The 24,823-nt window shown below is 72.9% G+C and carries 17 protein-coding genes and 2 pseudogenes; 8 read left to right on the top strand and 11 right to left on the bottom strand.

The genetic code is table 11. The features are described 5' to 3' along the window. Positions 1 to 314 precede the first annotated feature (314 nt). The 4 genes from pepN to ACIO6U_RS13180 form a co-directional block, all read right to left on the bottom strand. Complete coding sequence (pepN, locus tag ACIO6U_RS13195) at positions 315 to 2,918, bottom strand: aminopeptidase N (protein ID WP_401718339.1); 2,604 nt, start codon at positions 2,916 to 2,918, stop codon at positions 315 to 317. Between the two features lie 196 nt (positions 2,919 to 3,114). Further along, positions 3,115 to 3,684 (bottom strand): DinB family protein, encoded by a 570-nt coding sequence (locus ACIO6U_RS13190; RefSeq protein WP_401718555.1) that lies wholly within the window; start codon positions 3,682 to 3,684, stop codon positions 3,115 to 3,117. A gap of 143 nt (positions 3,685 to 3,827) precedes the next feature. Next, positions 3,828 to 7,847, bottom strand: a complete 4,020-nt coding sequence (locus tag ACIO6U_RS13185; protein WP_401718336.1) for a hypothetical protein — start codon at positions 7,845 to 7,847, stop codon at positions 3,828 to 3,830. Next, positions 7,844 to 8,497 carry a hypothetical protein gene (locus ACIO6U_RS13180; protein WP_401718333.1) on the bottom strand — a complete coding sequence of 218 codons (654 nt, stop codon included), beginning with the start codon at positions 8,495 to 8,497 and terminating at the stop codon, positions 7,844 to 7,846. Before ACIO6U_RS13180 ends, ACIO6U_RS13185 begins: the two co-directional genes overlap by 4 nt. Positions 8,498 to 8,599: 102 nt before the next feature. On the opposite strand from ACIO6U_RS13180, the gene ACIO6U_RS13175 reads away from it, so the two are divergent. Next, a complete protein-coding gene (locus tag ACIO6U_RS13175; RefSeq protein WP_401718331.1) occupies positions 8,600 to 9,181 on the top strand; it encodes a tetratricopeptide repeat protein in 582 nt (193 codons plus the stop codon). Between the two features lie 210 nt (positions 9,182 to 9,391). Here ACIO6U_RS13175 and ACIO6U_RS13170 read toward each other — a convergent pair whose 3' ends face one another. After that, entirely contained in the window at positions 9,392 to 10,477 is a 1,086-nt protein-coding gene (locus ACIO6U_RS13170) for a M20 family metallopeptidase (protein WP_401718328.1), read from the bottom strand. Between the two features lie 159 nt (positions 10,478 to 10,636). Here ACIO6U_RS13170 and ACIO6U_RS13165 point away from each other — a divergent pair, with 159 nt between their 5' ends. Beyond that, complete coding sequence (locus tag ACIO6U_RS13165; protein WP_401718325.1) at positions 10,637 to 11,779, top strand: LysR family transcriptional regulator; 1,143 nt, start codon at positions 10,637 to 10,639, stop codon at positions 11,777 to 11,779. On the opposite strand, the pseudogene ACIO6U_RS13160 reads toward ACIO6U_RS13165, so the two are convergent. After that, positions 11,738 to 11,842 (bottom strand): annotated as a pseudogene (locus tag ACIO6U_RS13160) (isocitrate lyase/phosphoenolpyruvate mutase family protein); the annotation flags it as partial. The gene ACIO6U_RS13165 and the pseudogene ACIO6U_RS13160 sit on opposite strands and share 42 nt — an antisense overlap. Before the next feature lie 394 nt (positions 11,843 to 12,236). Between ACIO6U_RS13160 and ACIO6U_RS13155 the strand changes: the two are divergent. Genes ACIO6U_RS13155 through ACIO6U_RS13145 form a run of 3 tightly spaced genes read left to right on the top strand, consistent with a single transcriptional unit; the run spans position 12,237 to position 14,983 of the window. Next, the gene (locus ACIO6U_RS13155) at positions 12,237 to 12,650 is read left to right on the top strand and encodes a hypothetical protein (RefSeq protein WP_401718322.1); all 414 of its coding nucleotides are present in this window, start codon (positions 12,237 to 12,239) and stop codon (positions 12,648 to 12,650) included. A gap of 6 nt (positions 12,651 to 12,656) precedes the next feature. Beyond that, positions 12,657 to 14,276 carry a hypothetical protein gene (locus ACIO6U_RS13150; RefSeq protein WP_401718319.1) on the top strand — a complete coding sequence of 540 codons (1,620 nt, stop codon included), beginning with the start codon at positions 12,657 to 12,659 and terminating at the stop codon, positions 14,274 to 14,276. A gap of 5 nt (positions 14,277 to 14,281) precedes the next feature. Beyond that, complete coding sequence (locus tag ACIO6U_RS13145) at positions 14,282 to 14,983, top strand: TIR domain-containing protein (protein ID WP_391159104.1); 702 nt, start codon at positions 14,282 to 14,284, stop codon at positions 14,981 to 14,983. Positions 14,984 to 15,093: 110 nt separating this feature from the next. Here the strand turns inward: ACIO6U_RS13145 and ACIO6U_RS13140 are convergent, their stop codons facing one another. Further along, on the bottom strand, positions 15,094 to 15,924 hold the full coding sequence (locus tag ACIO6U_RS13140; RefSeq protein WP_401718316.1) for a macro domain-containing protein: 831 nt from the start codon (positions 15,922 to 15,924) through the stop codon (positions 15,094 to 15,096). A gap of 322 nt (positions 15,925 to 16,246) precedes the next feature. Between ACIO6U_RS13140 and ACIO6U_RS13135 the strand changes: the two genes are divergently transcribed. Further along, positions 16,247 to 17,713 carry a macro domain-containing protein gene (locus tag ACIO6U_RS13135; RefSeq protein ID WP_401718313.1) on the top strand — a complete coding sequence of 489 codons (1,467 nt, stop codon included), beginning with the start codon at positions 16,247 to 16,249 and terminating at the stop codon, positions 17,711 to 17,713. A 371-nt stretch (positions 17,714 to 18,084) separates the two neighbouring features. Here ACIO6U_RS13135 and ACIO6U_RS13130 read toward each other — a convergent pair whose 3' ends face one another. The 3 genes from ACIO6U_RS13130 to ACIO6U_RS13120 are packed head-to-tail and all read right to left on the bottom strand — an operon-like array spanning position 18,085 to position 19,896. Beyond that, complete coding sequence (locus tag ACIO6U_RS13130) at positions 18,085 to 18,465, bottom strand: roadblock/LC7 domain-containing protein (RefSeq protein ID WP_401718310.1); 381 nt, start codon at positions 18,463 to 18,465, stop codon at positions 18,085 to 18,087. A 37-nt stretch (positions 18,466 to 18,502) separates the two neighbouring features. After that, entirely contained in the window at positions 18,503 to 19,447 is a 945-nt protein-coding gene (locus ACIO6U_RS13125; protein WP_401718305.1) for a hypothetical protein, read from the bottom strand. Between the two features lie 47 nt (positions 19,448 to 19,494). Beyond that, on the bottom strand, positions 19,495 to 19,896 hold the full coding sequence (locus ACIO6U_RS13120; RefSeq protein ID WP_401718302.1) for a hypothetical protein: 402 nt from the start codon (positions 19,894 to 19,896) through the stop codon (positions 19,495 to 19,497). Between the two features lie 142 nt (positions 19,897 to 20,038). Here ACIO6U_RS13120 and ACIO6U_RS13115 point away from each other — a divergent pair, with 142 nt between their 5' ends. Beyond that, positions 20,039 to 20,404, top strand: coding sequence for a hypothetical protein (locus ACIO6U_RS13115; RefSeq protein ID WP_355336472.1), 366 nt, complete (start codon positions 20,039 to 20,041; stop codon positions 20,402 to 20,404). 519 nt (positions 20,405 to 20,923) lie between these two features. On the opposite strand, the gene ACIO6U_RS13110 is transcribed toward ACIO6U_RS13115, so the two are convergent. Further along, positions 20,924 to 24,160 (bottom strand): family 78 glycoside hydrolase catalytic domain, encoded by a 3,237-nt coding sequence (locus ACIO6U_RS13110; protein WP_401718299.1) that lies wholly within the window; start codon positions 24,158 to 24,160, stop codon positions 20,924 to 20,926. A gap of 221 nt (positions 24,161 to 24,381) precedes the next feature. On the opposite strand from ACIO6U_RS13110, the pseudogene ACIO6U_RS13105 reads away from it, so the two are divergent. Continuing rightward, positions 24,382 to 24,819 (top strand): annotated as a pseudogene (locus ACIO6U_RS13105) (hypothetical protein). The last annotated feature ends 4 nt before the right edge of the window (positions 24,820 to 24,823 follow it).

Genomic DNA, 24,823 nt, shown 5'->3' with positions numbered 1-24,823 from the left:
CATGAAACCAGCAGGCTTCAGCGCCGTCCACCCTCCGCGCAAAGTTTGTGAAAAATCGAGCGGCCCGATCACACCAGGCACGGCTCACCACATGGGGCACAGGGGAGGCACGGGCGGTGCGGACTGCGAAGGCGCGCGGGCATACGAGGGCCGCACCGGGGTCCTCCGGCCCGGCACCTTCGCCGCCGGAGGCCGTCCCCGCGCACCTCGCGGCTCTTTGCATCGTTAGAAAAAATGAGAAAAAGGCGCCGTTAAAGGGGGAAGCGGAACGCCGCCCTCAGGTCAGGGGCGGGCCGCGCTCGGCATAACCGCGCTCAGACCCGGTGCGCGAGGGCGCGGCGGAGGTCGTCCAGGCCGTCTGCGAGCTGGCGGCGCATGGACGGGACCAGATCGGTACGGGCGAGGCATTCCTCGGCCGCGCGTACGGTGTCGGCGTCGGCCGCACCGACCGGGAACAGCGCCCGGCTCAGCGCCTGGACCACCGCGCCGCCGCGCTCACCGGCCGCCGGAAGCCGCTCGAAGTACGCCTGTACGTAGGCCCGTTGGACCTCCGGCGCGCCCGAGCGCCAGAAGCCCTCGGCGGTCGCGACGAGCTGATGAATGGTCAGCTCGCCCGGGGCGAAGAGCAGGTGCCAGGCGCGCTCCTTGGCGGCGTCGTCCGGGAGCGCGGCGCGGGCCCGGGCCGCGCCCACCTCGCTGACGTTGCCCGGGTCGGCCGCCAGCTCGGCCGCGATCCGCTCCTCGTCGGCCGCCCCGGCCGCCGCCAGCCGGGCCAGCGCCGACCAGCGCAGATCGGCGTCGAAGGCGATGCCGTCCGGCACGTCGTCACCCGCCAACCAGCCCTCAAGCTGCACGAGTTGCGCGTCACCGGACGCGGTGGCGACGGCGGTGCGCAGGGCGGCCAGCCGCAGACCCCTGCCCGTGGCCGCGGCCGGGCGGGCCAGGACGGCACGGGCGGTGTCGCCGAGCCGGGCGAGCGCGGCGGGCCGGTCGGCGGGGGCGAGATAGCGGCCGATGACGTGGTCGGCGGCGAAGGCCAGCACCGCCTCGACGACGCAGTCCGAGGTCTCGCCCGGCAGGTGCGCGGCGACCAGGTCCAGATACGCGGCGGCCGATGTCTCGGCGCCGCGCGTCAGGTCGCGGAGGTGTTCCCACAGGACCGCGCGGGCCAGTTCGTCCGTGACGGCCGACAGCGAGGCGGCGACGGTGGCCGCGGAGTGCGCGTCCAGGCGCAGCCGCGCCCAGGTGAAGTCGCCGTCGTTGGGCAGCAGCAGGGCGGGGCGCGGGGCGCCTGCCAGTTCGGACAGCGGCGTACGGCCGCCCGGCGCGACCTCGACGTCCAACTGTCGGCGCGGGACGACCGCCGCGCCGTCCCGGTCGTACACGCCGACGCGTACGCGGTGCGGGCGGGTGCCGTCGTTGACGAGGACGGCGGAGGTCAGAACGCCGGGCACCGCGCCGGGCACCGTATCCACGTCGGCCTCAGCCTCAGGCTCGACGTCGGCCTCGGCCTTGACATCGGCCTCGGCCTCGACCTCGACCTCGACCTCGACCTCGACCTCGATGCGCAGCGTGTCCACGCCGGTCGTCCGCAGCCAGTCGTCGGCCCAGCCGGACACGTCCGGTCCCTGTGCGCCCGCCGGGCCGGCGGGGAGGGCGAGCGCGGCGAGGAAGTCCCGGAGATCCGCGTTGCCCCAACGGTGCGCGGCGAAGTACCTGTTGAGCCCGGCGAAGAACGCCTCATCGCCCATCCAGTGCACGAGTTGGTGCAGTGCGGAGGCGCCCTTGGCGTACGAGATGCCGTCGAAGGCGGACAGCGCCTCGGCCGCGGACTCCGCTCCGGTGGCGGCGACCGGGTGGGTGGTGGGGCGCTCGTCGGCGTCGTAACCCCAGCTCTTGCGGCGGGAGAAGAGCGTCCAGGCGCTGTCGTAGCGGGTGGACTCCGCGGCGATGCGGTAGCCGAGCACCTCGGCGAAGGACTCGTTGAGCCATACGTCCTCCCACCAGGCCAGGGTGACGAGGTTGCCGAACCACATGTGGGACATCTCGTGGCACACCACGACGGCCCGCAGCGCGCGCTGCGTGTCGGTCGGCGCGGACCGGAACAGCATCTCGTCCTGGAAGAGGACACAGGCCGGATTCTCCATCGCGGCCCAGTTGAGCTCGGGCATGAACACCTGGTCGTAGCCGCCGAAGGGGTAGCGCTCCTCGAAGAGCCCGTGCAGCCGGTCGAAGCTCGCTCGGGTCACCGCGAACAAGTCCGGTGCCTCGCGGTCGAGTTCGGCGGCGAGCGAGCGGCGCGCGTACAAGCCGAGCGGGATGCCGTCGTGTTCGGCGCGGACCGCGTACAGCGGCCCGGCGGCCACGGCGACCAGGTAGCAGGAGATCGGGCCGACCGGCGCGATCTCCCAGCGGCCGTCGTCGAGTTGGGACGACGCGCCGTTGCCGACCACCGTCCAGCCCTCGGGCGCGGTGACGGTGAAGGTGAACGGCGCCTTCAGGTCCGGCTGGTCGAAGCAGGCGAAGAGCTTCGAGGCCAGGTCGGGCGCGCACGCCGAGTACACGTAGACGGCACCGTCCGCCGGGTCGGTGAAGCGGTGCAGCCCTTCCGCCGTACGCGAGTACGCCATGTCGGCCTCGACCAGCAGCTCGTTGTCCGCCGCCAGGTCCGCCAACTCCAGCCGGTTGTCGACGTGTCGCGCGAGGTCGAGCGGCCTGCCGTTCAACTCGGCGCGCAGCAGCGTCTCCGGCTGGATCTCCACGAAGGTCGACGCGCCCGGCTCCGCGCAGCCGAACCGGATCGTGGTCGTACTGCGGAAGAGACGGTCGCCGCGCGTGACGTCCAGGGCCACGGCGTACGACCGTACGTCGAGCAGGGCGGCGCGGGCTGCGGCTTCGGTGCGGAGGAGGGATCCCATCTACGGCATGCTGTCCCAGGTCCGCACGGCGGACAACAGATGTGGGGGCGGTGCGGTTGCGCCGAGCGCGAAGCCGGGGCGGCCCCGAGGCAGACCCCCACGGCCCGAACCCCCGTACCGCGCGCGGCCCCGTACTCCCGTTGTCCGCGTACTCCCGTTGTCCCCGTACCCCCGTGTCCCGTACCGCGTACGCCGCTCAGCCCATGGTCTTGGCGCCGTCCAACGACTCGCGGATGATGTCCGCGTGACCGGCGTGCTGCGCGGTCTCGGCGATGAGATGCAGCAGCACCCGCCGCGCCGACCAGAGAGCGCCCGGCTCGAACCAGGGTGCCTTCGGGAGCGGTTGGGAGGCGTCCAAGTCGGGCAGTGCCGCGACCAGTTCGTCGGTCATGCGGGCCTGCTCCTCGTACTCCTCCAGCACCCCGGCCAGTGTCTCGCCGGGCAGCAGACGGAATTCGTCGGTCCGCCGCTGCCAGTCGGCCTCGGTCATCGCCGTCGCGTCCCCGATCGCCGACGGGCCCGCCACGATGAAGTCCGTCCAGGCCCGTTCGCCTCCGGTCAGGTGCTTGATCAGGCCGCCCAGACACAGCTCGCTGACGGTCGTCCGCTGCCGCGCCTGCTCGTCCGTGAGGCCCCGCGTGGTGACGCGCAGGAAGTACCGGTGCTGGGCGAGCATCGCCAGCAGGTCCGCCCGCTCATCGGTGACGGCCCCGGCGGCCTCCTCCGTAGCCTTCGCCGCCGTGCTCTCCGCCGCGTTCACCGTCATGGTCTCGCTCATGATCCACGCCCTTCGCAGTGCTGCTCGGTCCCCCGTTGATCACCACCCTAGGAGCCGTTGCGGTCAGCTTCTGTCCGCGATGACGCGTCTCCGTCCGTTCGGTGTTTGCGCTGGTCAGAGCCCATTCGGCGCTAGATCATGCCGGGGCGGGGCCGGGCGCCGAGGGTGTGGGCGAGGCGGAGGAGGTCGCGGTGGCGGGGGTCGGCGGCGGTCGCGCGGGCGAGGACGTCGAGCTGCGGGGTGTCGAGGGCGGCGAGGGGGCGCTGGAGGAGCGCGCCGGGGTGCTGGAGGTCGTGGACCCTGCTGATCCAGTCGAAGGAGCGGCGGCGTGCCGGGGCCGTGACGTCGAGCTGGCCGTAGTAGACGACGTGGCGCCCGCCGGGTGAGGTGATCACGGCCTTGAGGTGGCCGGGGTCGCCGACGAAGGCGGCCGGGGCGGCGACCGGTGCGAGACCGTCGGCCGGGTCGAAGAAGTGCACGCGGTCCTCGGAGCCCGCCTGGCCGCCGGCCACGCCCCACTGCGGCACGGCGAAGAGTCCGGACAGCCGTACGGTGTCGCGGTGGGCGACCGGCGTCAGCTCGGTGCCGTCCAACTGCCAGAGCATCAGCCCGCCTTGGTGGGCCGCCGTCATGAGCAGGTCGTCGTCGGCGAAGACCAGCTCCGACACCGGCGCGTGGTACCGGGGTACGGCGCCCACGGCCAACACCCTGCTGAGCGTGGCGTCGGTGGCGATGATCCGGCCGCCGTCGGACAGGACGAGGCGGTCGCCGCGGGGCGTCACCGCCATCCGGTTGTCGTAACCGAGGCCCCACGCCTCCAGGTTGACCTGTTCGAGCCGACCGTTGGGGCCGAGCGTGAGCGCCGCGGGATAGAGCGCGAGGGTGGCCACGCAGCCGCGGGCGGTGGAAGCCAGCCGCGTTCCCAGGAGTTGGGCGCCCTGCGCGAGGACCGTCGTGCCGTCCGGGCCGTGGCGGACGAGCTCCGTGCCCGCGTCGCGTCCGGCCCGCCGCCGGACCGCGATCACCTCGGTGGCGCTCAGGCAGGCCAGGGTGCTGTGGCAGGCGGGGCCTTCGTACAGGACGGTCCGCCGGGCGCGGTCGAGTCCCGCCTCCGGGCCGGACTCCGGCCCTGAGGCGAGGTGCTTCCGTCCTGAGCCGAGGTGCTTCCGTCCCGAGCCGAGGTGCTTCGGGCCCGAGCCGAGGTGCTTCGGGCCCGAGCCGAGGTCGAGGGTCTCGATCCGCTCGGTCGCCTCCGCGTCCCCCCGCTCCGGCACGTAGTCGATCGGGACCAGGGCCAGCACGTCGCCGCCGTGGGAGAAGGCGGAGAACGAGGGCGAGAAGAAGGTCAGATCGGCGGACAGCGGGCGGGTGGCGGCCTTCGCGGCCTCGGCGATCAGCGCCTCGGCCTTGCGGGGCGAGGTCTCGCGCAGCCAGGCCAGCAGTTCCTGGTCCGAGCGGGACGCGGGCAGCCAGCCGCGCCGGGGAACGCGGCGCGCGAGCCGTACCGCCTCGGCCAGGGGCGCGGCGCAGATCCGTTCCCAGTACGCGGGCCAGTCCCGCGCGTCCGCGAGCCGCGCCGCCTCCGCGCCGAATGCGGCGGCTGGCGGGGACGGCCGGGGCAGGAACTCCGGCTGCCAGCCGTGGACGGTGACGGTGGCGGCCGGGACCGTGTACGTATCCCTCAGCTCGACGCGCCGGGAGCGGGCGTCGGCCTCCGGGTCCTGCGCCAGGCCCGCCGACCGCCGCGCGTCGTTCTGCGCGTGCAACGCGCCCACCAGCTCCATCTCGTACGTGGCGGGCGCCTTTTCGACGAGCCGCCGCAGGATCGCGATCGCCTCCTCGCCCACCTCCATGGCCTCGCGGGGGCGGCGCGCGTCGAGGAGGGCGGAGTGCAGCAGCCTCAGCGAGGTGACACAAGCCTCCTCGTAGTGCCGGGAGTTGGCTCGGGCGAGGCGGCGGTTGATCGCGGCCACCTCCTCCGCCACCTCGACGGCCTCGTCGTGCCGTCCCTCGGCGGTCAGTTGCCGTCCCAGCAGGGACAGCGACCTGCCGAGCGGCGTGTCCTCGACCTGCTCGCCCCCGGCCACCAACTCCCGGCTCAGGGCGACCCCTTCGCGCAGCGCGTCGGCGCCCGCCGGGGGACGGAAGGTCAGCGTCGCGCCGTTGACCAGGGCGATGGCCAGCCCTCTGCGGTACGACGGATCGCGCGCGGCGACGGTCCGATACGTGCGCGTGGCCCGCTCGTTGGCGCGGTACGCGTCCTCCCAGCGACCGGCCGCCTCCAGCCGCGTACTGAGATTGGCCAGCGCGGTGGCCAGGTGGGGGGTGTACGCGGACACATAGTCCGTCACCGGACCGGACGACGCGTCGTCGGGCCGGTCCTCGGCGACCAGCCGCTCGAAGAGGTCCACGACCCGCTGCTGGGTGCTCAGCGACTCCTCCAACCGGCCCAGCGAGACGAGGTGGTTGGCGACATTGGTCAGGGCGCGGCCGACGTGCTCCTCGTACCGCCGGGGGTCGGTCGCGGCCAGCTCGGCGAAGAGGTCCGCGCCGCGCCGCGTGGCCCGCAGCGCCTCCTCCGTACGGCCCAGGTCGTCCAGGTTGTTGCCGTGGTTGACGTGCAGCCTGGCTCGCGCGTCCACGTCGTCCGCCGCCGCCAGCCGGTGCTCGAACAGCCGTACCAGCAGCGCCGCCCGACCCACCGTCAGGTCCGCGGGCACCGGTTCCGGCAGCTCGGCGGCGACGTCTTCGAGGAGGTCGGGCCCGATGTCCGGCAGACCTGCCAGGGCGGTGAGCGCGGCGCCCCCGGCCGCGACGCCGAGCGCGGGCTCGGCGGCCAACAGCGGGTAGAGGCACGTGCGTCCGACGTGCGGCCAGCGGCCCGCGGCCGTGGCGAGCGCCGTGACCGGCCGGGCGGGACCGCCGCAGCGGCGCAGTACGGTCGCCGCCGTTTCCGGGGCCCAGGGCTGCGCGGGGTAGTCGGCCGGGTGGCCCGGCAGCGTGAGGGCGACGAAGTCCTCGGCCAGGCGGTCGGGATAGAGCGGTTCGAGTACGGTGTCGGCCGCTTCCTCGGGCGGCGGGTAGCACACCGCGTGATCGGCGAGGACGGTCGGCGGCGGGTGGCCGAGGCGTAACTCGTCCACCAGGAGCGTGCCGCGGGCGGTGGGCTGCGCGCCGCCCAGCGAGGCGGCGAAGACCACCTGGTTCATCACCGCGGGCGGGACGGTGACGCGGCCCGGCGTCCCGTGCAGCAGCGCCCAGCCCAACTGCTCGCGGTCGAGGAGGTAGACGGTCAGTCCGGCCAGGTCCTCCGGGGCGCGGCGGCCGGTGGCCTCGGCGTCCACCGCCACGAGCGCGGCCATGTGGACGGCGAGGGTGAGGCCGAAGTCGGCCGGCCGTAAGTCGGGTTGGCGGTCCGGCGGGGGGATGCCGTATCGGGCGGCGAAGCCGTCGCGCGCCGCGCGGAACATCGGGCCGCGGTCGTCGCGGCGCGGGTCACCGGCCCGGCGCCGGAAGCCCTCCTCCATGTCCAACGGGCCCAACGCCTGTGTGGAGACGTCGACTTGCTCATTGCTCAGGGCGGCGCGCAGCGCGGGCCAGGGGTCGGTGCTCCGCGCCAGGAGCAGGACGCGGGTCGGCACGTCCGGCCGGTGCAGCAGCGCGTTGCTGAACAGCCACGTCAGGCTGGTCAGCGCCCAGCGGTCGGCGTAGTCGACCAGGAGCAGCAGTCCCGCCGCGTCGTCCAGCCGCAGATCCTGGCTGCCCTGCGGCGGAAGTACGGTGCCCGGTCCCTCGACCGCGGTGACCACTTTCCAGCCCTGCTCGGCGAGTTGCCCCGCGAGCTGCTGGGCGAGGCGGGTCTTGCCCTGGCCGCCGGGCGCGTGCAGCCAGCGGGCCGCGCGCCGGGGGCCGTCCGCGCACCAGGCGTGCAGGGAGGCCAAATCGGTGTCGCGGCCGGTGAAGGGGGCCACGGCGTAACGGGCGTTGAGCATCCGGCTGGGCTGCTGGGCCAGCCACTCCGCCGCGGGCTCCGGGGCCGGGGACCACTGCCTGAGGAGGTAGAGGGGGGTGCCGTCGCCGAAGACGTGGATGTCCGCGCCGATGGCGCCGTAGGCGAAGCCGCCGACCGCGGTGACATTCTGGCTGGTCACGTCATGGCTCCGCCGTCGCGGCGGGCGCCGGGTGCCTGGCCGTCGGGCGATGGGGCGTCGGGCGCGTCGGCGTGGGGCGTCGGGGTGACGGGGTCGGTGTTCGGGGTGACGGGTCTCGGGGCCACGCCTCCGGCGCTCGGAGTCACGGGGCCGGTGCTCGGCGTTACGGGGCTCGGGGTCACGGTGCTCGGGGCCACGCCTCCGGCGCTCGGGGTGACGGGGCCCGCCGCCGGGGCCTCGTGGATGATCACGTTGCCGTTCTGGACGCCGAAGGCGCGGGCGTTGTCGTGTGCCTCGACGTTCTGGTGGTACCGCACCCACTGCTGCTCGGAACCCGGCAGCTCGGCCTCCAGCCGTACCGTCAACTCCCGGATGGCCTCGGCCGCCTCGGGGTTGTCCCGCAGGAACTGCTCCAGGCGCAGCCGCCAGCCCGGCTGCAAGCTCTCCCTGGCCGCCCCCGCGTCGTCCGCCGCCACCACCAGCGCGGCCTCGCTGTCCAACTGCGCCGCCAGCGCGCCCGGTTCGTGCTCGGCGCCGCGACGCAGCACCCGCAGGATTCCCGTACGCGCCGTCTGCCAGGCGTCCGTGGCCATCGCGGCGACCAGCGTCGTGGACGCGGCTGCGGCAAGCGTCGCCAGGGATTCGATCATCGGCTTCCTTCCGCGGCGTGGCCAGGTGCTTCCATCGTGCCACCGAACCGCCCGGCGGTTAGGCTTGTTGGTCACGCCCGCGCGGCGAGGGAGGGGGCAGCCGTGGGGAACGGCTCGACCCGCAGGCGGCTGCACCGGCAGGTCCGTACGGCCCGCGCCCTGTTCGACGAGGGCGCCCTCGAAGAGGCCGAAGCGCTGCTCCGCAGCCTCATGTCCGACTGCGACGACGCCTTCGGCGGCGACCACCGCGAGTCGATCGGCCTCCGCAATCTGCTGGGCTCGGTCCTCTACCAGCAGGGCAAGCTCGGCGCCTCCGCCGCCCTGCACGGCGAGGCCATGGCCCGCGCCGCCCGCGTCCTCGGGTCCGACGACCCCGCCACGCTCGGTTACGCCCACAACTACGGTGCGGCCCTGGCTGTCCAGGGCCGCACCTACGACGCCGTCTCCGTCCTCGACGACACCCTCCAGCGCCGTGTCCGCCGCCTCGGCGACGCCCACGAGGACACCCTGACCACCGCCAAAACCCTCGGCGCCACGCTCTTCACCGCCGGTGCCCGCTCCGACGGCCTCACCCTCCTCCGCCGAGCCCACGCCTCCGCCCAACGCCTCCCCCCGAGCCATCCGCTCCGCGAGGACATCGCCCGCAATCTGGCGATCGCCCAACGCAACGCAGGCAGTTGGTAGCAGCCTCCCCGCGCGAACCGAGAGCAGCCGCTCGGCGGCCCGGCCCGGCGTCCGTCCCCGCGCATGCGGGGAGCCGTGGACGGTACCGAACCAGCCGTCACGCAACTCGGGGCCATCCCCGCTCGTGGCCACGTAGAGCGTACGGCTGCGGCAGCCGGGCGGGGGGCGGTGTGCCGTCCGTGGAGGCCGCGCGGGACCGCGGCGCCGGGGTCAGGGGTGGAGGGTGCGGGTGACGAGGGCGGCGAGGAGGCGGGTGCGGGGGATGATTTCGCAGGTGAGGACGTGTTCGGTGGAGGCGTGGGCGCCGGTGCCGACGGCGCCCAGACCGTCGAGCGTGGGGCAGCCGACGGCGGCCGTGTAGTTGCCGTCTGAGGCGCCGCCGACGGGGAGGCCGCGCAATGGGGGGCGGCCCGAGGCGGCGGTGAGGGCGGCGGCGAGCGCGAAGAGGTCGGCGGAGGAGGCGGGTTCCATCGGGGGGCGGCGGGGGCCGCCGCGAAGGGAGAGCCGGGCGCCGGGGGTACGGGCGGTGAGGCCGTGCATGAGGACGTCGATACGGTCCTGCGCGGCACGCGTCGGCGCGCGGACGTCGACGGAGACGACGGCCTGGGCCGGAACGGTGTTGCGGGTGCTGCCCGCCGACAGCAGGGTGGGGGTGACGGTCGACGTGCCCAACTCCTCATCCCGCGCCGCCAATTCGGCCAGCGCCAGCACCTGGTGAGCGGCCTCGACCGCCGCGTTGACCCCCTTCTCCGGCTCCAGTCCCGCGTGCGCGGCGCGGCCGTGCACCACCACCTCGTAGCGTGACGTCCCTTTGCGCGCCGTCTTGAGCGCGCCGGTCCCGTCCGCCGACGCCTCGAGGACGAAGGCCGCCGCGCACCCCCGCGCGGTCTCCTCGATCAGCGCGCGGGAGGTCGGGGAGCCGACCTCCTCGTCACCGTTGACCAGCACGCAGACGCCGTCGAGGGACGGCAGCGAGGCGAGCGCGTGGAACATCTGCACCAGCCCGGCCTTCATGTCCAGGACGCCGGGGCCGCGCGCGATCCCGTCCGTCACCGACCAGGGGTGGGTGGCGAGCGTGCCGGCCGGCCAGACGGTGTCGTGGTGCCCGACGAGCAGGACGCGCGGAGTGCCGAAGGCCCACCGCAGGTGCGGTACGCCGTCGCTCACGATCGTCTCCGGCGCGGTGCCGAGCAGGCGGGCGCCCAACGCGCCGACCACGTCGGCGCTGCGCGCGAGTGCGACGTGGTCGGCGGAGAAGGACTCGCAGACGACCAGCTCCTCAAGGTCGGACAGCATCTCCCTCAAGGAGAAAGGGGGTTCGGAATTCGGCTGCGCCATGGCGACTCCCGCGTCAGAGGGAACGGGCTCAGGTCCGGTCGGACCAGGCCCCGTTCGGTCCCTTCGACGGTAGGAACCCCCGCCCCATTCCACCAGCGACTACATTTCATGTGACCCATGCAGAGAGGGAATGGCGTGCGCGACACCTTCGGTACGGACGCGCTGCGGCTGCTGCTCGCCGTCGCGGACACCGGCTCCTTCACCGCCGCCGCGCAGCGGCTCGCCTACACGCAGTCCGCCGTCTCCCGCCGCGTCGCCGCGCTCGAACGGCAGGCGGGCGGACCGCTGTTCGTCCGCCTGCCGCGAGGCGTACGGCTGACGCCCGCAGGAGCGGCCCTGCACCGGCACGCCACCGAGGTGCTGGACCGACTGGCCCGCGCGGAAGCCGAGTTGGCCGCCATCCACGCGGGCCGGGGCGGCACCCTGCGCGTCGGCGCCTTCGCCACCGCGAACATCGCCCTCGTACCGGCCGCGCTGCGTGCCTTCACCCGCGCGCGTCCCGACGTCGAGGTCGTCGCGGTCGAGGGCCGCAGCGACGCGCTGGTCCAGCGCCTCGCGGACGGCGCGCTCGACATCGCCGTGGTCAGCGACTACCCGTCGGGCCTGCCGTCGGCCGAGGGCGTCACGACGGACGCGCTGCTGGCGGACGAGCTGTACGTGGGTCTGCCGCGCGACCACCGGCTGGCCGCAAGCGCGAATGCGGTCCACCTCGGCGACCTGCGCGACGAGTCCTGGATTCAGGACGCGCCCGCAGGAGGGCACCCGGCCCTCCTGCTCGACGCCTGCGCGCAGGCGGGCTTCGCGCCGCGCAAGCTGATCCGCGTCGCCGAGTGGAGCGGGAAATTCGGCTACGTCGCCGCCGGGCTCGGCGTCGCCCTCGTGCCCTCCCTCGCGCTGTGGGCAGTCCCGCCCGACCTCGCCCTCCGCCCCCTGGCGCCCCCGTTCCCCCGCCGCACCGTCCACACCGCGCTTCCCCCGTCCCCCCTCCCCTCGGCCCGGCTCCTTGCGGACCTCCTCCGGGCGGCGGCCCGCCCCGCGACCCGGACGGGCGGACCGGGCCGCGTACGAACGCCCGCTCCCGGCAGCCCTGTTGACGACGGCGTTGAGCGCGCCGAAGTCCGCGCCGTGCGCCATCCCGAAGTGCCTTTCCTCGCCGAGGAGTTCCGCGGCAGCCCGCTGAGCTGCACCGCGGGCGGCCTGGGCCAGGGCGGTGCCGACGCTGATCCGACGGACGCCGACGGCGGAGAAGTCGGCCCCTGACGGCGAGCCGGGACCGGCCATGACGTCGACGGGCAGCGGGCTGTCGCGGACGAGGGCCGCCACGGCGGGCAGGTCGACGAGGCCGGGGACGAAGATGCTGTCGGCTATGGGCTTCGGCGTACGCCGCCCGCCGCGAGGGAGTCCTCCAGGTTGACGCCGACGGCTCCGGCCACATCCGGACACGCTGCCACGCGCCCCGGAGCGGGCCGCGTCCGGGGGGAACGGCTGACGTCCAGCCGGAACGGGCCGCGTCCGGGCGGAACGGCTGGCGTCCAGCCGGAGCGGGCGGCGTCCAGCCGGAACGGGCGGCGGAAGCGGATCGGAAGCGGTCCGGTTCTGGCCGGGGAAGCGGCGGCACTGGTCGCATCTGAGGTGTCAACAGCCCATCCGCGCAGGCGCGTACGCCAGCGTGCCGAGCGGGATCGGGCGCACACCGCACCGACCGTTGGAGTGGTCCATGAGCGACCCCGGCCTCCCGTCCCCCGACCCGAATCCGTACCCGTATCCCAGATCCGCCGACCTGCCGGTGCCGCCATCGGCGCCGCCGTCCACACCGCCGTCCACACCGCCGTCGGTACCCGTACCCGTACGGGCCTCCGTACCGGCGCAGTTCCCCACGTACGTGTCCGCGCCCGGTCCGACGCCGTACCGGCACGTGGGCCTGATACCGAGCGCCGGGCCCGCGCGCGGGTGGGGGCTGGTCGTCGCCGCCGCGCCCCTGCTGCTGATCGCGCTGATCGCCCTCGTCGCCGGCTCGGCGCTGCACCCGACGAGCGGCCTCACCTCCGGTGCGCGCACCGGCGTCAGCTCCGCCCACGGCGCGCCCGCGCACCGCCACGCCGCCGACGACCTGTTGAGAGCGGAGCGCTGAGCCGCCATGACCGTCACCCAGACCGTGCTCCCGCACACCGCCGAGCCCCCGCAGGCGCCGCCGGTGTCCCGCGCGTACGCCCGTACGAAGGCGACCCGTCTGCTGTCGGCGGGCACGTACCTCGACCCCGTCTACCGCGGCACCGTCATCAGGGAGTTGCTGCGCAACCGCTTCCGCGTGGTCGCGCCGTCCTACGGCTACGACAACGTGTCCGTCCTCGCGCACGCCCTCGCCGCCCGCCGACTGCGGCGTCTGCAACGGTGGTTGGGCGCCGGATCGGTCGTCGCCGCGCTGATCCTGACCGCGAGCGGCGCGGTCAGTCCCGTCATCGCCGTCCTGCTGGTGTTCTGGGCGCTGTGGGCGCTGGCGTACCTGCGCCGGATCGTGACCCTGAACATCCTGATGACCCGGCTGAAGGAGACCGGCACCGACGGCGGTTTCGACGGGGCGTACCCGGCGAACGCGCGCCTGACCGAGACCCTGATCCGCAAGATCGACCGGGAGCAGTCCGCCAGCGACAGCCTGGTCTTCTACGGCGGCTTCCGGCCGTTCGTCGGCGCGGGCGAACCGCTGCGCGACTGGGCGAACGCCCAACTCCTCATCGGAGCGCGGAAGCTGCGCCTGAAGTCGAGGGACCACGAGGGGAAGCGGGACGTCGAGGGGACGGCGCCGGGGCTCGACACCGACGAGCGCAAGCCGCTCCTGCCGTTCACCGTGGACAAGATCACCGCATACGTCGGCGAGCGGATGGCCGCCGAACTGCGCGACGGCGCGAAGCCGGGCGAGCGCATCGAGGGCCTGGCCGTCGAGCGGCGCCGCTTCACCACGGCGATCCGGACCAACGACCGCACCAGCGGCGAGGGTTGGTCCCGGCTGCCGGGCATCGGCGATCTGCCGGACCTGCACTGGCGCGAGGACTACGACTCGGCGCGCGAGTACCTGTGCGTGCGGATCGGCTCGTGGAACGAGGAGTTGGTGACCTCGATCTTCGTCGGCTTCGACCTCAAGGGGAACACGCTCCACACCGAGTTCTACCCGTACGTCCTCGGGCCGCTCGTGGAGGACTTCCACCTGGTCGACCGGCTGCCGGACGCCTTCGACGGGCGGCTGGCGGTGCGGGTGGCCTGGGACATGGTCAAGGCGACGCCGCGCTGGGGGTTCAGCCTGCTGCTCTCGCCGCTGCGGCTGCTGCCCGAGCGCTTCCTGCCGTCGCCGCTGCGCTCCCTGGTCCGGCCCGGCCGCCGCGGCCCCAGTTCCATCCGGATCGGCACGAGCGTGACCTCGGTCGACAGCAGCGAATTCCGCCTGGGGCGTTACGTGACCAAGTCGGTCAACTGCGGCGCGCTGACCAGCGTGCGCGAGTTGGCGACGAATGACTACTACCACGCCTTCTTCCAGAAGTCCGACGCCGTGAAGTACACGCAGATCGTCGAGCGCCGTCTGCTGGAAATCATCCGGACGTTCCTGAACGACCACAATGTGGATCTCACCGACCACGACAGGGCGCAGAACAACATCCTCAACTACGAGGACAAGAGCATGCACGTCTCCGGCGACAACAACAGGAATTTCGGCTACGAGTACGCGCCGGGCAACGGCGGAACCGCGAACGGCCAAGGGGATTGAGCAGCATGGGCGACGAAATGGATCACCAGGACAAGCGCATGACCGTTTCCGGTTCCGGAAATGAGCACTTCGGGTACGAATACCGTCCTGTTCTGGCCGCCGCGCAGAAGCCGGCCGCCACCGGGACCGCGCGGCCGGACTCCCCGGCGCCGACGCCGTACGACGGCCTCCGCAGCCGTAACGTCTTCGTCGTGCACGGCCGGGACGAACAGGCGCGGCTCGCGATGTTCGGGCTGCTGCGGCGGCTCGACCTGCGCCCGCTGGAGTGGGAGGAGTTGGTGCGGGCGACCGGCAAGACTTCGCCCTACATCGGTGAGGTGATCGCGAACGCGCCGTCGCTCGCGCAGGCCGCGCTCGTGCTGCTCACCCCGGACGACACCGCCAAGCTGCACCCCGAACTCCTCGGTGACTACGAGCGGGTGGACGAGGTGCAGTACACCGGGCAGCCCCGGCAGAACGTGCTGATCGAGCTGGGCATGGTGCTGATGGCGTACCGCGCGCGCACGGTCATCGTCGAGGTGGGCCGGCTGCGGCACGCCACCGACATCGAGGGCCTCAACGTCATCCGCTTCGACGGTTCGCAGTCGTCGCTGGAGAAGGTCGTCGCCCGGCTGAAGGTGGCCGAGTGCCCGGTGGACGACAGCCGCTCTGACTGGCGCGACACGTCGTACTTCGAGAATCTGTCGGCCTATCGGCGGCTCGCCTGACCCGCGGCCCGCCGGACACGCACCGCATCACCTCGCAGGACGGAGCAAGGGGCGGCCGGAGACCGGCCGCCCCTTCTCGTACGGTCCGCACGCGCCATCCGGCGTCCGCCTTACGCGCGGTCGACGCCCGACGCCAACGTCCGCAAGAAAGCGGCCACTTCCGGCATGTTGACGCGCTCCAGGTCCGCGGACCGGACCACCACCCGCAGCTCACGGCAGACCGCGCCCTCGCGGGACCTTGCGATGAACGACATCAGGATCAGCCGCAACAGGCTGTCCTGGTCGAGGTAGTCGAGACGGGACAGCCCCGAACCGACCAGCGGCATCGCCACCGCATCCGGGCGCGCGTACCGACTCACCGTGTCCCAGAGCCGGTTGAGGCTGAACCAGAGGTCCTCCACGCTGGACGCGGCCACGTAGTCGTTGCCGATACGGCTGTACGCCGCCGCGAACGTCAGCCGCGGGCGGGTGCCGAGGACCGCCACCGTGCCGATCGGGTAGCGGTCCAGCTTGCCCAGCGGCTTGCGGGCCCGGTCCTCGCGCGCGACGGGCGTCACCGCGCCGAGGGCCGCGTCCAACTCGGCGTCCAGGCGCGGGAGGTCGTCGTCGTAGCGGCGGGCGAGCAACTGCCCCTGGACGCTCGCCTCGTTGATGACCAGGCCGCCCTCGGGGGCGGTGTCGAAGGTGTCGGTGAAGCCGATCACGAGGTGCGCGGCCTGCTCGAACAGGTCGCCCTCCTCGACCACCACCGTCATGTCGGGGCGCCGGAACTCCTGCCGCACGCGCGTGACCGGCCGGGCCCTGCCGATGCCCCACAGCACGCAGGCCGCCACCGATGCCGCGGTCACCGGGGCCGGATCGGGAAAGCTCTGGGGAAAGAGCTGCCCCACGAACTGGAGGACCGCGGATATTCCGCCGAATGCCGCAATGGCATTGCGCACGAAGATCTGCCGGGCGCGCCGCGCCACACGCAACCGTAAGCGAGCGAGGAGCCGAGTCCGTAACACGGAACGCGACGGAGAACGCGACGGAGAACGCGGCGGGGGAAGCGACGGGGAACGCGGCCCGGTAGGCGATCCGCGCCGTAACCGCACGCGTAACCGCGCGCGCACGCGCATCCTGCGCCGCACCCCTGTCGGCGGGAGGGCCGGAACCGGGCCTGTGGGATCAGCGGAACTCATGGTTTTTCCAAGGCGGCTTGATAATCTGGCATTCGCCTCCGGGGGTTTGCGTCGAGGGAGGCGGAAACGGGTGGGGAAAGCAATGACGCACGTTCGGATAAATGTGCTGGGGCCCGTACTGCTCGAAGTCGACGGCCTTCCCGTACGGCTGACACCGCTCACGACCCGGCTGCTGGTCCGGCTGGTGGCCGCCGAGGGCGAGGCCGTTCCCGTACGTCAACTGCGCCGCGACGTCTGGGGGCTGGCCGACGAGCCGCGGCACCAGGCACAGCGCAATCGCAACGAGGTGCAAAAGCGTGTCCTGGAGTTGCGGCGCGCCCTCGACCCGGGTCAGGACGGCACGGCCGCCCGGCTGCTGCGGACCGAGCAGCAGGTCACCGTGGGCGGGGCGGAGACCGCGTACCGACTGGTGCCGCGCGCGGAGGAGTTGGACAGCGCGCGGTTCACGGCGGTCGTCGGCGAGGCGCTGCTCGCGCCGCCCGCGACCGCGGCCCACCGGTTGGCCGAGGCGCTGGGCATGGTGCGCGGACGGCCGCTTGCCGAGGTCAACGGGGAGGCGTTCGCCGTCGACTTCGTCCGGCGGCTCACCGCGCTCCAGGACTCCGCCCGACGCGGCCTGGTCCGCTCCCGCACCGAACTCGGCCGCCCCGATCTCGCTCTGCCGGTGGCCGAGTTGATCGCCCGCGAGCATCCCGGCGACCCGGACGCGGCCCGCACGCTCGAAGCCCTGCGGACCGCCCTGCGCGCGCGGCACGGCGCCGAACTGCTGCGCCACGCGGTGCCGTTGCCCGGCCGGCAGGTGGACGTCGTGCTCGTGCAGGGCGACCTGTTCGACCAGACGGACGCCAATCTGGTGGTCGGCTTCACCGACACCTTCGACACCGCGACCGACGAGGACGTCGTCATCAGCCGCGGCAGCGTCCAGGGCCAGCTCGTGGACCGGCTGTTCGCCGGCCAGCGCCGCCTGCTGGACGAGAAGCTGCGGGCCGGGCTGCGCGCGGTGCCCGCCGTCGGGACGGAGAGCAGCCGCGCCAAACCGCGCGGCCGGCGCGTGCGCTACCCGGTGGGCACGACCGTCGCCGTACCGGTGGACGGACGGCGGGTCTTCGCGACGGCGTATTCGCGGATCGGCAACGACCTCGTCGCGCACTCCGGCCATGACGACCTGCGGGCCAGCCTGGACAGCCTCTGGGCGTCGGTGGCCGTGAACGGCCTGTTCAAGCCGCTGGCCGTCCCGCTCATCGGCTCCGGACTCGCGCGCGTCACCGACCTCGACCGCGGGCAGCTCGCGGCCCTGATCGTCGACTCGTTCATCGGCGCCTGCCGTCGATACGCGGCTCTGACACCGGAGTTGCGGATCGTCATCAGGCCCGAGGACCTGGGCAGGACGGATCTGTCGCCGGTGGAGCGGCGGTTCGAGGAGCGGTACGGGGAGGCGGTGGCGGAGCCGGGTGGGCGGCCGGTGGTGGAGAGGGTCGCGGAGGGGGCCGTTGCGGGGGGTGCGGAGAAGGTCCCGGAGCCCTTCGCGGGGGCGGACCTGGCCGAGTGACGGCGGGTGCGTGGGCGTCGCCGCGACCGTGGCCGTAGCCGTAGCCGTAGCCGTAGCCGTAGCCGTAGCCGCGACCGTACGCGTCCCCGAGCCCGTACCGTACGACCGGCTGTACCCGCCCATCTGCCCGTCCCCGTCCCGCCCGAGGCGTCGGCCCGGCCGGCCGCGCACACCTCAGTCGACCGCGGCGGGCGCTTCCGCGGGTACCCGCCGGGCGCTTCCGCCCCGCTTCCGATGCGGGGCGATGTCGGGGCCGCGTCCGTGTCGGTGTCGGGGCCGGTGTCCGGACCGTGTCGGTGTCCGGACCGTGTCGGGCGATGTCGGACCGTGTCGGGCGGTGTCGGGCCTGGATGTCGGCCGGGCCGAAGGCGTCAGGCGGCGCTGAGGAGGGAGACGAGGCGGTCGACCGTCGCCGGGGACTCGCGGTGGAGGCCCGGCAGGTCGAGTCCCTCGTCGGCGAGGATCACCAACAGGGCGTGTTCGCCGACGGACAGGACGACGATATAGCCGCCGTTGCAGCGGACGACGACATCGCGCAGCCCGCCGAGACCGACCTCCGCCGCCGTGCGGCGGCCGACGCCGAGGCTCGCGGCGGCGAGCGCCGCCACCGACTCGGGCTGCACGGTCGCGGTGTCGGCGGCCACGAGCAGCCCGTCCGAGGTGGAGATCACCGTTTCGTTGACGCCCATCACGCGTTCACGCAGGGACTTGAGCGAAGCGACGAGCGCTTCGTAAGGGGCGGCACTGGTCATGGTGCACTCTCCTCGGGCAGGCCGGTCGCTGTCCCGCTCACGGCAACAGGTTGTTCTGTGACGGGTGGTTCGGTGACGAGTGATGGGGGTGACCGGGCGGCTTGCGCTCCGACGGCGGTCGTGTAGACGGCAGTTGGCCGCCGGGCTGGCGGCGCGGAAGCGGCCTGTCGTCGGCGCCCGGCGGCGGCGGTGACTGCCGGTCGGCGGCCCGCGCGGTCAGCAGCGGGCGCGGCGCGAGCGGGTCGTCGTCGCGCGCGGCGGCCCTGCGGGTCGCGATCCTGGCCAGGTCGAACATCACCGGGTACACCCCGCGCCCCAGCGCGAACGCGAGATCGCGCGGTGTGCGGCGGCCGTTGGCGGCGAGCAGCAGCGTACGGCCGCGCTCGCCGATACGGTCCGCGTCGGACCTGGCCTCCGCGCGGACCGCTCCGCGCGCGAACTCCCCTACGGACGGCACCATTTCGCGCAGCGTCCGCAGCCGCAGCGCCGTCTCCTCGGTCAGGCGCGCGGGCTCCTGGCCGGGCCAGGCGGCCAGTTCGGGGCCGCGTCCGGGACCGTGTCCTGGGCCGCGTTCCGGGTCCGTGCGCCAGCCGGTCACCGGTTGCAGGGCCATCGCGAAGGCGCCGTCGAAGAGCGCGGCGGTGCAGACGACGAACAGCTCCGCCGCCGTAACCGATCCGCGCGCGGTCAACACCGCGCCCAGTTCGCCGTTTTCGGGGAGCGCGGCCAGCGCGGCCTCCCACTCCCGCTCGTCGATCCGCCCGGACTTCAGCAGCAGCGACCGGGCGGAGGGGGCGGCGGGTGTCTCGACGGCGCCGACCAGTCCTTCGCGGAGGAAGAGGGTGCCACCGGGGCCGCCTTCGACGGTGACGGCTCCGGTGAAGCGCTCCTGGCGGAGCTGGGCGAGGAGAGCGGGGACGTTCCGGGGCACGCGCAGCTCGGGGTCGGGGTCGGAGTCGGGCGAGGGATCGGGCTCGGACACGGACTCAGGCTCGGACACGTCGTCGGGCTCGGTCCCGCTGTCAGCCGTCATGCGAACAGGCCCTCGGCGGCCGTGGCGATGTGCCGGGCGGCCAGCGCCAGATTGGTGTCGGCGCGGTCGAGCACCGTGGAGATCAGCACCGGGTCGCCCTGCCGGGCCACGACCCGCACGACGTGGTACGTCCGCCGCCCGGTCACCACCACGCTCTCCAACTCGCCCTCCGCTCCCGCCTCGTGCAGCCCGTCCTCGATGAGGCTCAGCAGACGGCAGACATCAGGTCCGTTTCCGGCCACCGCGCAGTCCCCGCTCTCGGCGTATGTGAGACCGGTCACCGCGTCGACCAGGGCCGCACCGGACGTCCCGGACGCACCCGAGGTCCCAGCAGTCCCTGACGTCCCGGCAGCGGAAAGGACTTCGCCGAGTACCGACTCCAGCGCGTCCACAGGCACCCCTTCACTTTCGAACACCTGGCAGAGTACTTTAACGCCGAACTCTTTCACCTGTGATCGCGCATAGCTGTTTTCCGCTCACGCCGATCCTCGCCCGTACGGTCCGCGACACCCATGGACCTGCACAACCAAGGGAATTCCCGTGAACATTGAGTCGGCACTCAAAGAAGCGATGTCCGTCGAAGGCGCCATCGGGGTCGCGCTCGTCGACTACGAGAGCGGCATGGCGCTCGGCACGCTCGGCGGCGGCCGGGGCCTGGACCTGGAGGTGGCGGCGGCGGGCAACACCGAGGTCGTACGCGCCAAGGTCCGCACGCTGTCGATGCTCGCCATCGACGACACGATCGAGGACATCCTCATCACGCTGGGCACCCAGTACCACCTGATCCGCCTGCTCGGCAGCAGCACCGGCTCGCTCTTCCTCTACCTCGCGCTCGACCGGAGCCGGGCCAACCTCGCCCTGGCGCGGCACGTGCTCAAGCAGGTCGAGAACGGCCTGGAGGTCTGAGCCCGACCGGCTCCACCCGCTCCATCCGTTCCACCTGCTCCATCCGCCGCGTCGGGTCCACCGGCTCCCCGGGGTCCACCGGCACCCCCGGCTCCACCGGCCCTGCCGACCCTGCCGGACGGAATATGCGGTCGGAATTTGCCCGTCGGTGAATTTCCGCCCGCCAAATTCCCTTTTCCCTCAGCCCGGCCCCAGCGGGCCCCAACCGGCCTCAGCCAAAACATCCACCCCGCCCGTCACACGGTCGACAGATTCCGCGGGACGGTGTTTTGGCATGCGCCATGCCGCATACACATGTGGGGCGGCGCCCCGCCACGCACGGGAAATCCATTTCTCCCGCCCCCGGCCCTGGCCCCACTTTCCCCACGGGAACCACCTCACGCGGCCCCCTCACCGGCCCCTGCCGCCGTGGCCGGATATCGCCGCCCCGGCGGCGGACCGGTGCCGCCGGGCCGCTCCGCCGTCGCGCCGCTCCGCAGTCGGGCCGCCCCGCAGTCACGCCGCCCCGCCGCTCCGCCGTCAGCCGGCGACGCGGAAGACGTAGTCGCCGGACCCGACCTCGTAGGCGGCGTAGCCGTCCTTCAGGCCGGTGAACCGGGCGTCGGAGGGGGCGTGGACGGCGGCGCGGGTGCGGGCCGGGACCAGGATCTGGGCCGTGGCGCCCACGGGGACGGTGGCGCGGAGCGTGAAGCGGCCGTGGTCGAGGGTCCAGGAGGAGGCCACGCGGCCGAGCGGGGACTCGACGTGAGCGGAGGCTTCGGTGAGGTCGCCGACCGGGTGGGGCCGGATCGTGATCCGGGTGTAGCCGGGCGCGGCGGGCTCGATGCCCGCGACGCGCTGGTAGAGCCAGTCGTCGACCGTGCCGAGGAAGGCGTGGTCGTGGGAGCGTGACGTGTCCTGCCACTCCTCCCACATGGTCGTGGCGCCGAGGCCCTGGAACCAGTAACCCCAGCCGGGGTAGGTGGGGTTGGTGGCGACGTCGTAGGCGAGGTCGCCGTTGCCGGTGTCGGTGAGGACGGGGAGGATCAACTTGGTGCCGAGCGCACCGGTGTTGAGGTGGCGGCCACGGGTCCTGATGTCGTTCGTGAGGTTGGCGACGACGGCCGCGCGCTCGGACGCGGGGACGATGCCGAGGCTGAGCGGCAGCAGGTTGGACGTCTGCCGGTAGCCCGCGTCCTTGTTGTCGTAGTACGCCTTCGCCTTGGCGTCGTAGAAGTTCGCGTTGATGGCGTTCGCCGTCGTCGTCGCGAAGGCGTCGAAGTGCGCGGCGTCGGCGCCGTGTCCGAGGGCGCGGGCGATCCTGGCCATCATGGTGGCCGTCTGGTGGATGTACGCGGTGCCCGAGAGCCGGGTGCCCTCCGGCGGGAACGCGGCGCCGGGCGCGACCCAGTCGCCGTAGCTGAAGCCGGTGTAGACGTTGCCCGTCTTCGCGATGGTCTGCTCGTAGTGGTCGAGCCACAGCTTCATCGCGGCGTAGTTGTCCGCCAGCGGCCGGATGTCGCCGTAGTACCAGTACAGATCCCAGTTGATCAGCACGAAACTCGCCGACCAGACCGGGTCGTTCACGCCCTTGGCGCCGACGGTGCCGGGCACGGTGTGGCCGAGCGTGCCGTCCGCGTTCTGGTCGTCGCGGTGGGCGCGCATCCAGTTCTCGTAGAAGTTCTCCATGTCGAAGTTGGCGATGGCGGAGTCGGCGGTGAGGTGCGCGTCCGCGTCGTACGGCCGCTTCTCGTACATCGGGGTGTCGGTCGGGATCGAGTGCAGGTTGTTCAGCGTCGTGTTCGCCTGGGCGTCCTGGAAGCGGTTGAGCAGGTCGCTCGAACTGCTGAAGTCGCCGGTGGCGGTGACCGCCGTGTGCACCCGCTCGCCCTTGACGGAGGTGACGGTGACGCCCGCGGGCGCGGCGACCTGTACGTAGCGGAAGCCGTCGTAGCTGTAGCTGGGGCGGTAACTCTCGCCGCCCGGCGCGCCCTTGAGCGTGTACGTGTACGTCTGGAGCCCGGCGTTGTCGACCGTGCCGTCGGCGAGCAGCTTTTCGCCGTACGTGATCGTGACGACGGAGCCGGCGGGGCCGCGGAGCGCGGTGTCCGCCCAACCCGCCGTGGGCGAGGCGAAGTCGTACACCTTGACGGTGCTCGTCGCGTCGCTCCTGGGCGTGGTGACCTGCTTGACCGGGAGGGTGCCGGTCACCTTGATCGGCGGGAACGCCTGCGCGCGGAGGGTGCCGCCCGGGGCGGTGACGGGGAGCGCGGACTTCCAGGCGGTGGCGTCGAACCCCGGCTTGTTCCAGCCGGGTTGTTCGAGCCGCGCGTCGTACGTCTCGCCGTACAGGACGGATTCGGTGCGCGTCGGGCCGTCGGCGGCCTGCCAACTGCCGTCGCTGGTCACCTGTTGGGTGCTGCCGTCGGTGTAGGTGATGTCGAGTTCGAGCTTCAGCTTCGGCTCGCTGTGCCAGGGCGAGGCGTTCCACTCGTCGGGGTTCGTCATCGCGTAGTACCCGCGGCCGAGGCTCACGCCGAGCGTGTTGCCGCCGCTGCGCAGGGACTTGGTGACGTCGTACGTCGCGTACAGCACCGTCTTGTCGTAGACGGTGAAGGCCGGGTCGAGTTCGTGGTCGCCGACGCGCTGTCCGTTGAGGTAGAGCTTGTAGTAGCCGAGCCCGGCGACGTAGGCGCGGGCGGACGCGACCCTCTTGGGGCGCTGGGCCTTGCCCTTCGCGCCGCCGGTGGTGAAGTCCTTGCGCAGCAGCGGCTCGGGCGGGCTCGGGACGCTGACCGAGCTGTACCAGGGCGCGTCGCCGTAATGCGCGGCTTCCAGGGCCGCGGGCCAGGCCGCGTCGTCGAAGTCCGGCTGCTGCCAGCCGGTCGGCGCGGTGTCGCTCGCCTTCCAGGCGGCGTCGGTGACGAGGTCGGGCGGGACGCCCGCCGAGCCGTCGATGTGCAGCGTGCCGATCACCCCGGCCGGGCCGGGGAAGGTGTTGACGGCCTGGACCGCGATGACGTTACGGCCGGGCCGCAGGTCGGCCGCGATGTCCGTGACGGTGGCCGTGCTCCAGGAGTTGCTGACCTGCGGCGAGTGCGCGATCTCCTTGCCGTTGACGTAGAGGACGAAGCTGTCGTCGGCCGTCAGCTCGAACGGGGCCGCCGTGACGGCGGCGTTGGCGGGAAGGTCGACGGTGCGGCGGAAGTACCGCGTGGCCGCGGGCGCCGAATCGGCCGGTTTGCCCTCCGGGTACCAGATCCAGTCCGCGCCGGTGAGCGTCGTGGTCGCCGGTTTCGTCGGCGAGCCGATCCAACCGCCCTTGAACTGGCCCGGATTGAGGAACGCCGTCTCGAACGAGGCCGGTTGGCTCCACCGTGACACCTTGTGCGCGCCGTCCCAGACCCGCACGCGCCAGAAGTACCGCGTCTGCGACCGCAGTTGGCGCCCCGCGTACTCGACATCGAAGGACTTCGCCGAGCGCACCTCGCCGCTGTCCCACACATCCGCGCGGCCGTCGCGCGTGCTCGACACCGCGATCTCGTACGCCGTCTGCCTGGCGCCGTGCGCGTCGCCGCTCGCGCTCAGCGTCCACCCGAGCCGCGGCTTGGCCTCGTCCACCCCGAGCGGCTCGGTCTGATGCTCCACCGTCAACTTCCCGGCCCGCACCCCGCCGCCCCCGCCGCCCCCGCCGCCGTGCCCGGCCCCACCGGCCTGCGCGGGCGCCACCCCCACGACCACCAAGCTCAGCACCGCCGTCACCACACGCACGATCACCGGGGTCTCCTCTGCATCTCTGCTTCGGCACGATCTCCCCATGCGCCGACCCCACGCGTCGCCCACGAAAAAATCGTTTCAAGTCCGTGGCCGCGAACCTAAGCGGCCACCCACCGAAGGTCAAGAGCCCCACCACAAAGCATCAACCCCACCCAATTGAAACGTATTTGAAACCCTGACACCCCCACCCATCCCCCACCTCCACCGCCTACCGTGCAGCCATGACCGCCGCCGCCCCGCACCCCCACCCGCTGCTCTTCCTCGACGTCGACGGACCGCTCATCCCCTTCGGCGCGACGCGTAAGCAGCTCCCGGACGGCTACCCGACCTGCAGAGCCAACTCGGGCCCGACGCCAACCCCCTGCCGGCACGGGTCAACCCCGCCCTGGGCGCCCGCATGAGCGCCCTGCCGTGCGAGCTGGTGTGGGCCACCACCTGGGAATCCGAGGCCAACATCTCCCTCTCCCCGCTCCTCGGCCTCCCCCAGCTCCCCTTCGTCTCCTGGCCCGACCCCTCCGAAAGCCACGACATCCCCGGCCTCCACGGGAAGACCCGCCCCCACCCTGCTCCACCGCGTCGACCCCCACCACGGCCTCACGGCCGCGGACTTCGCGGCGCTCGACGAGTGGCTGAGCCGACTGCCCGACAGGGGCGAGTGATGGG

The sequence above is a fragment of the Streptomyces sp. NPDC087422 genome, from assembly GCF_044744145.1.
In the GTDB taxonomy this organism is placed as follows: domain Bacteria; phylum Actinomycetota; class Actinomycetes; order Streptomycetales; family Streptomycetaceae; genus Actinacidiphila.
Note: the sequence above shows the minus strand (reverse complement) of the source record. Positions and strands in the feature narration are given on the sequence as shown.

What these genes read in the sequence shown, in the direction of transcription:
- pepN (WP_401718339.1), bottom strand. Translation starts at nt 2,918, where the DNA reads ATGGGATCCCTCCTCCGCACCGAAGCCGCAGCCCGCGCCGCCCTGCTC.
- ACIO6U_RS13190 (WP_401718555.1), bottom strand. Translation starts at nt 3,684, where the DNA reads ATGACGGTGAACGCGGCGGAGAGCACGGCGGCGAAGGCTACGGAGGAG.
- ACIO6U_RS13180 (WP_401718333.1), bottom strand. Translation starts at nt 8,497, where the DNA reads ATGATCGAATCCCTGGCGACGCTTGCCGCAGCCGCGTCCACGACGCTG.
- ACIO6U_RS13170 (WP_401718328.1), bottom strand. Translation starts at nt 10,477, where the DNA reads ATGCTGTCCGACCTTGAGGAGCTGGTCGTCTGCGAGTCCTTCTCCGCC.
- ACIO6U_RS13165 (WP_401718325.1), top strand. Translation starts at nt 10,637, where the DNA reads ATGCAGAGAGGGAATGGCGTGCGCGACACCTTCGGTACGGACGCGCTG.
- ACIO6U_RS13155 (WP_401718322.1), top strand. Translation starts at nt 12,237, where the DNA reads ATGAGCGACCCCGGCCTCCCGTCCCCCGACCCGAATCCGTACCCGTAT.
- ACIO6U_RS13150 (WP_401718319.1), top strand. Translation starts at nt 12,657, where the DNA reads ATGACCGTCACCCAGACCGTGCTCCCGCACACCGCCGAGCCCCCGCAG.
- ACIO6U_RS13145 (WP_391159104.1), top strand. Translation starts at nt 14,282, where the DNA reads ATGGGCGACGAAATGGATCACCAGGACAAGCGCATGACCGTTTCCGGT.
- ACIO6U_RS13135 (WP_401718313.1), top strand. Translation starts at nt 16,247, where the DNA reads ATGACGCACGTTCGGATAAATGTGCTGGGGCCCGTACTGCTCGAAGTC.
- ACIO6U_RS13130 (WP_401718310.1), bottom strand. Translation starts at nt 18,465, where the DNA reads ATGACCAGTGCCGCCCCTTACGAAGCGCTCGTCGCTTCGCTCAAGTCC.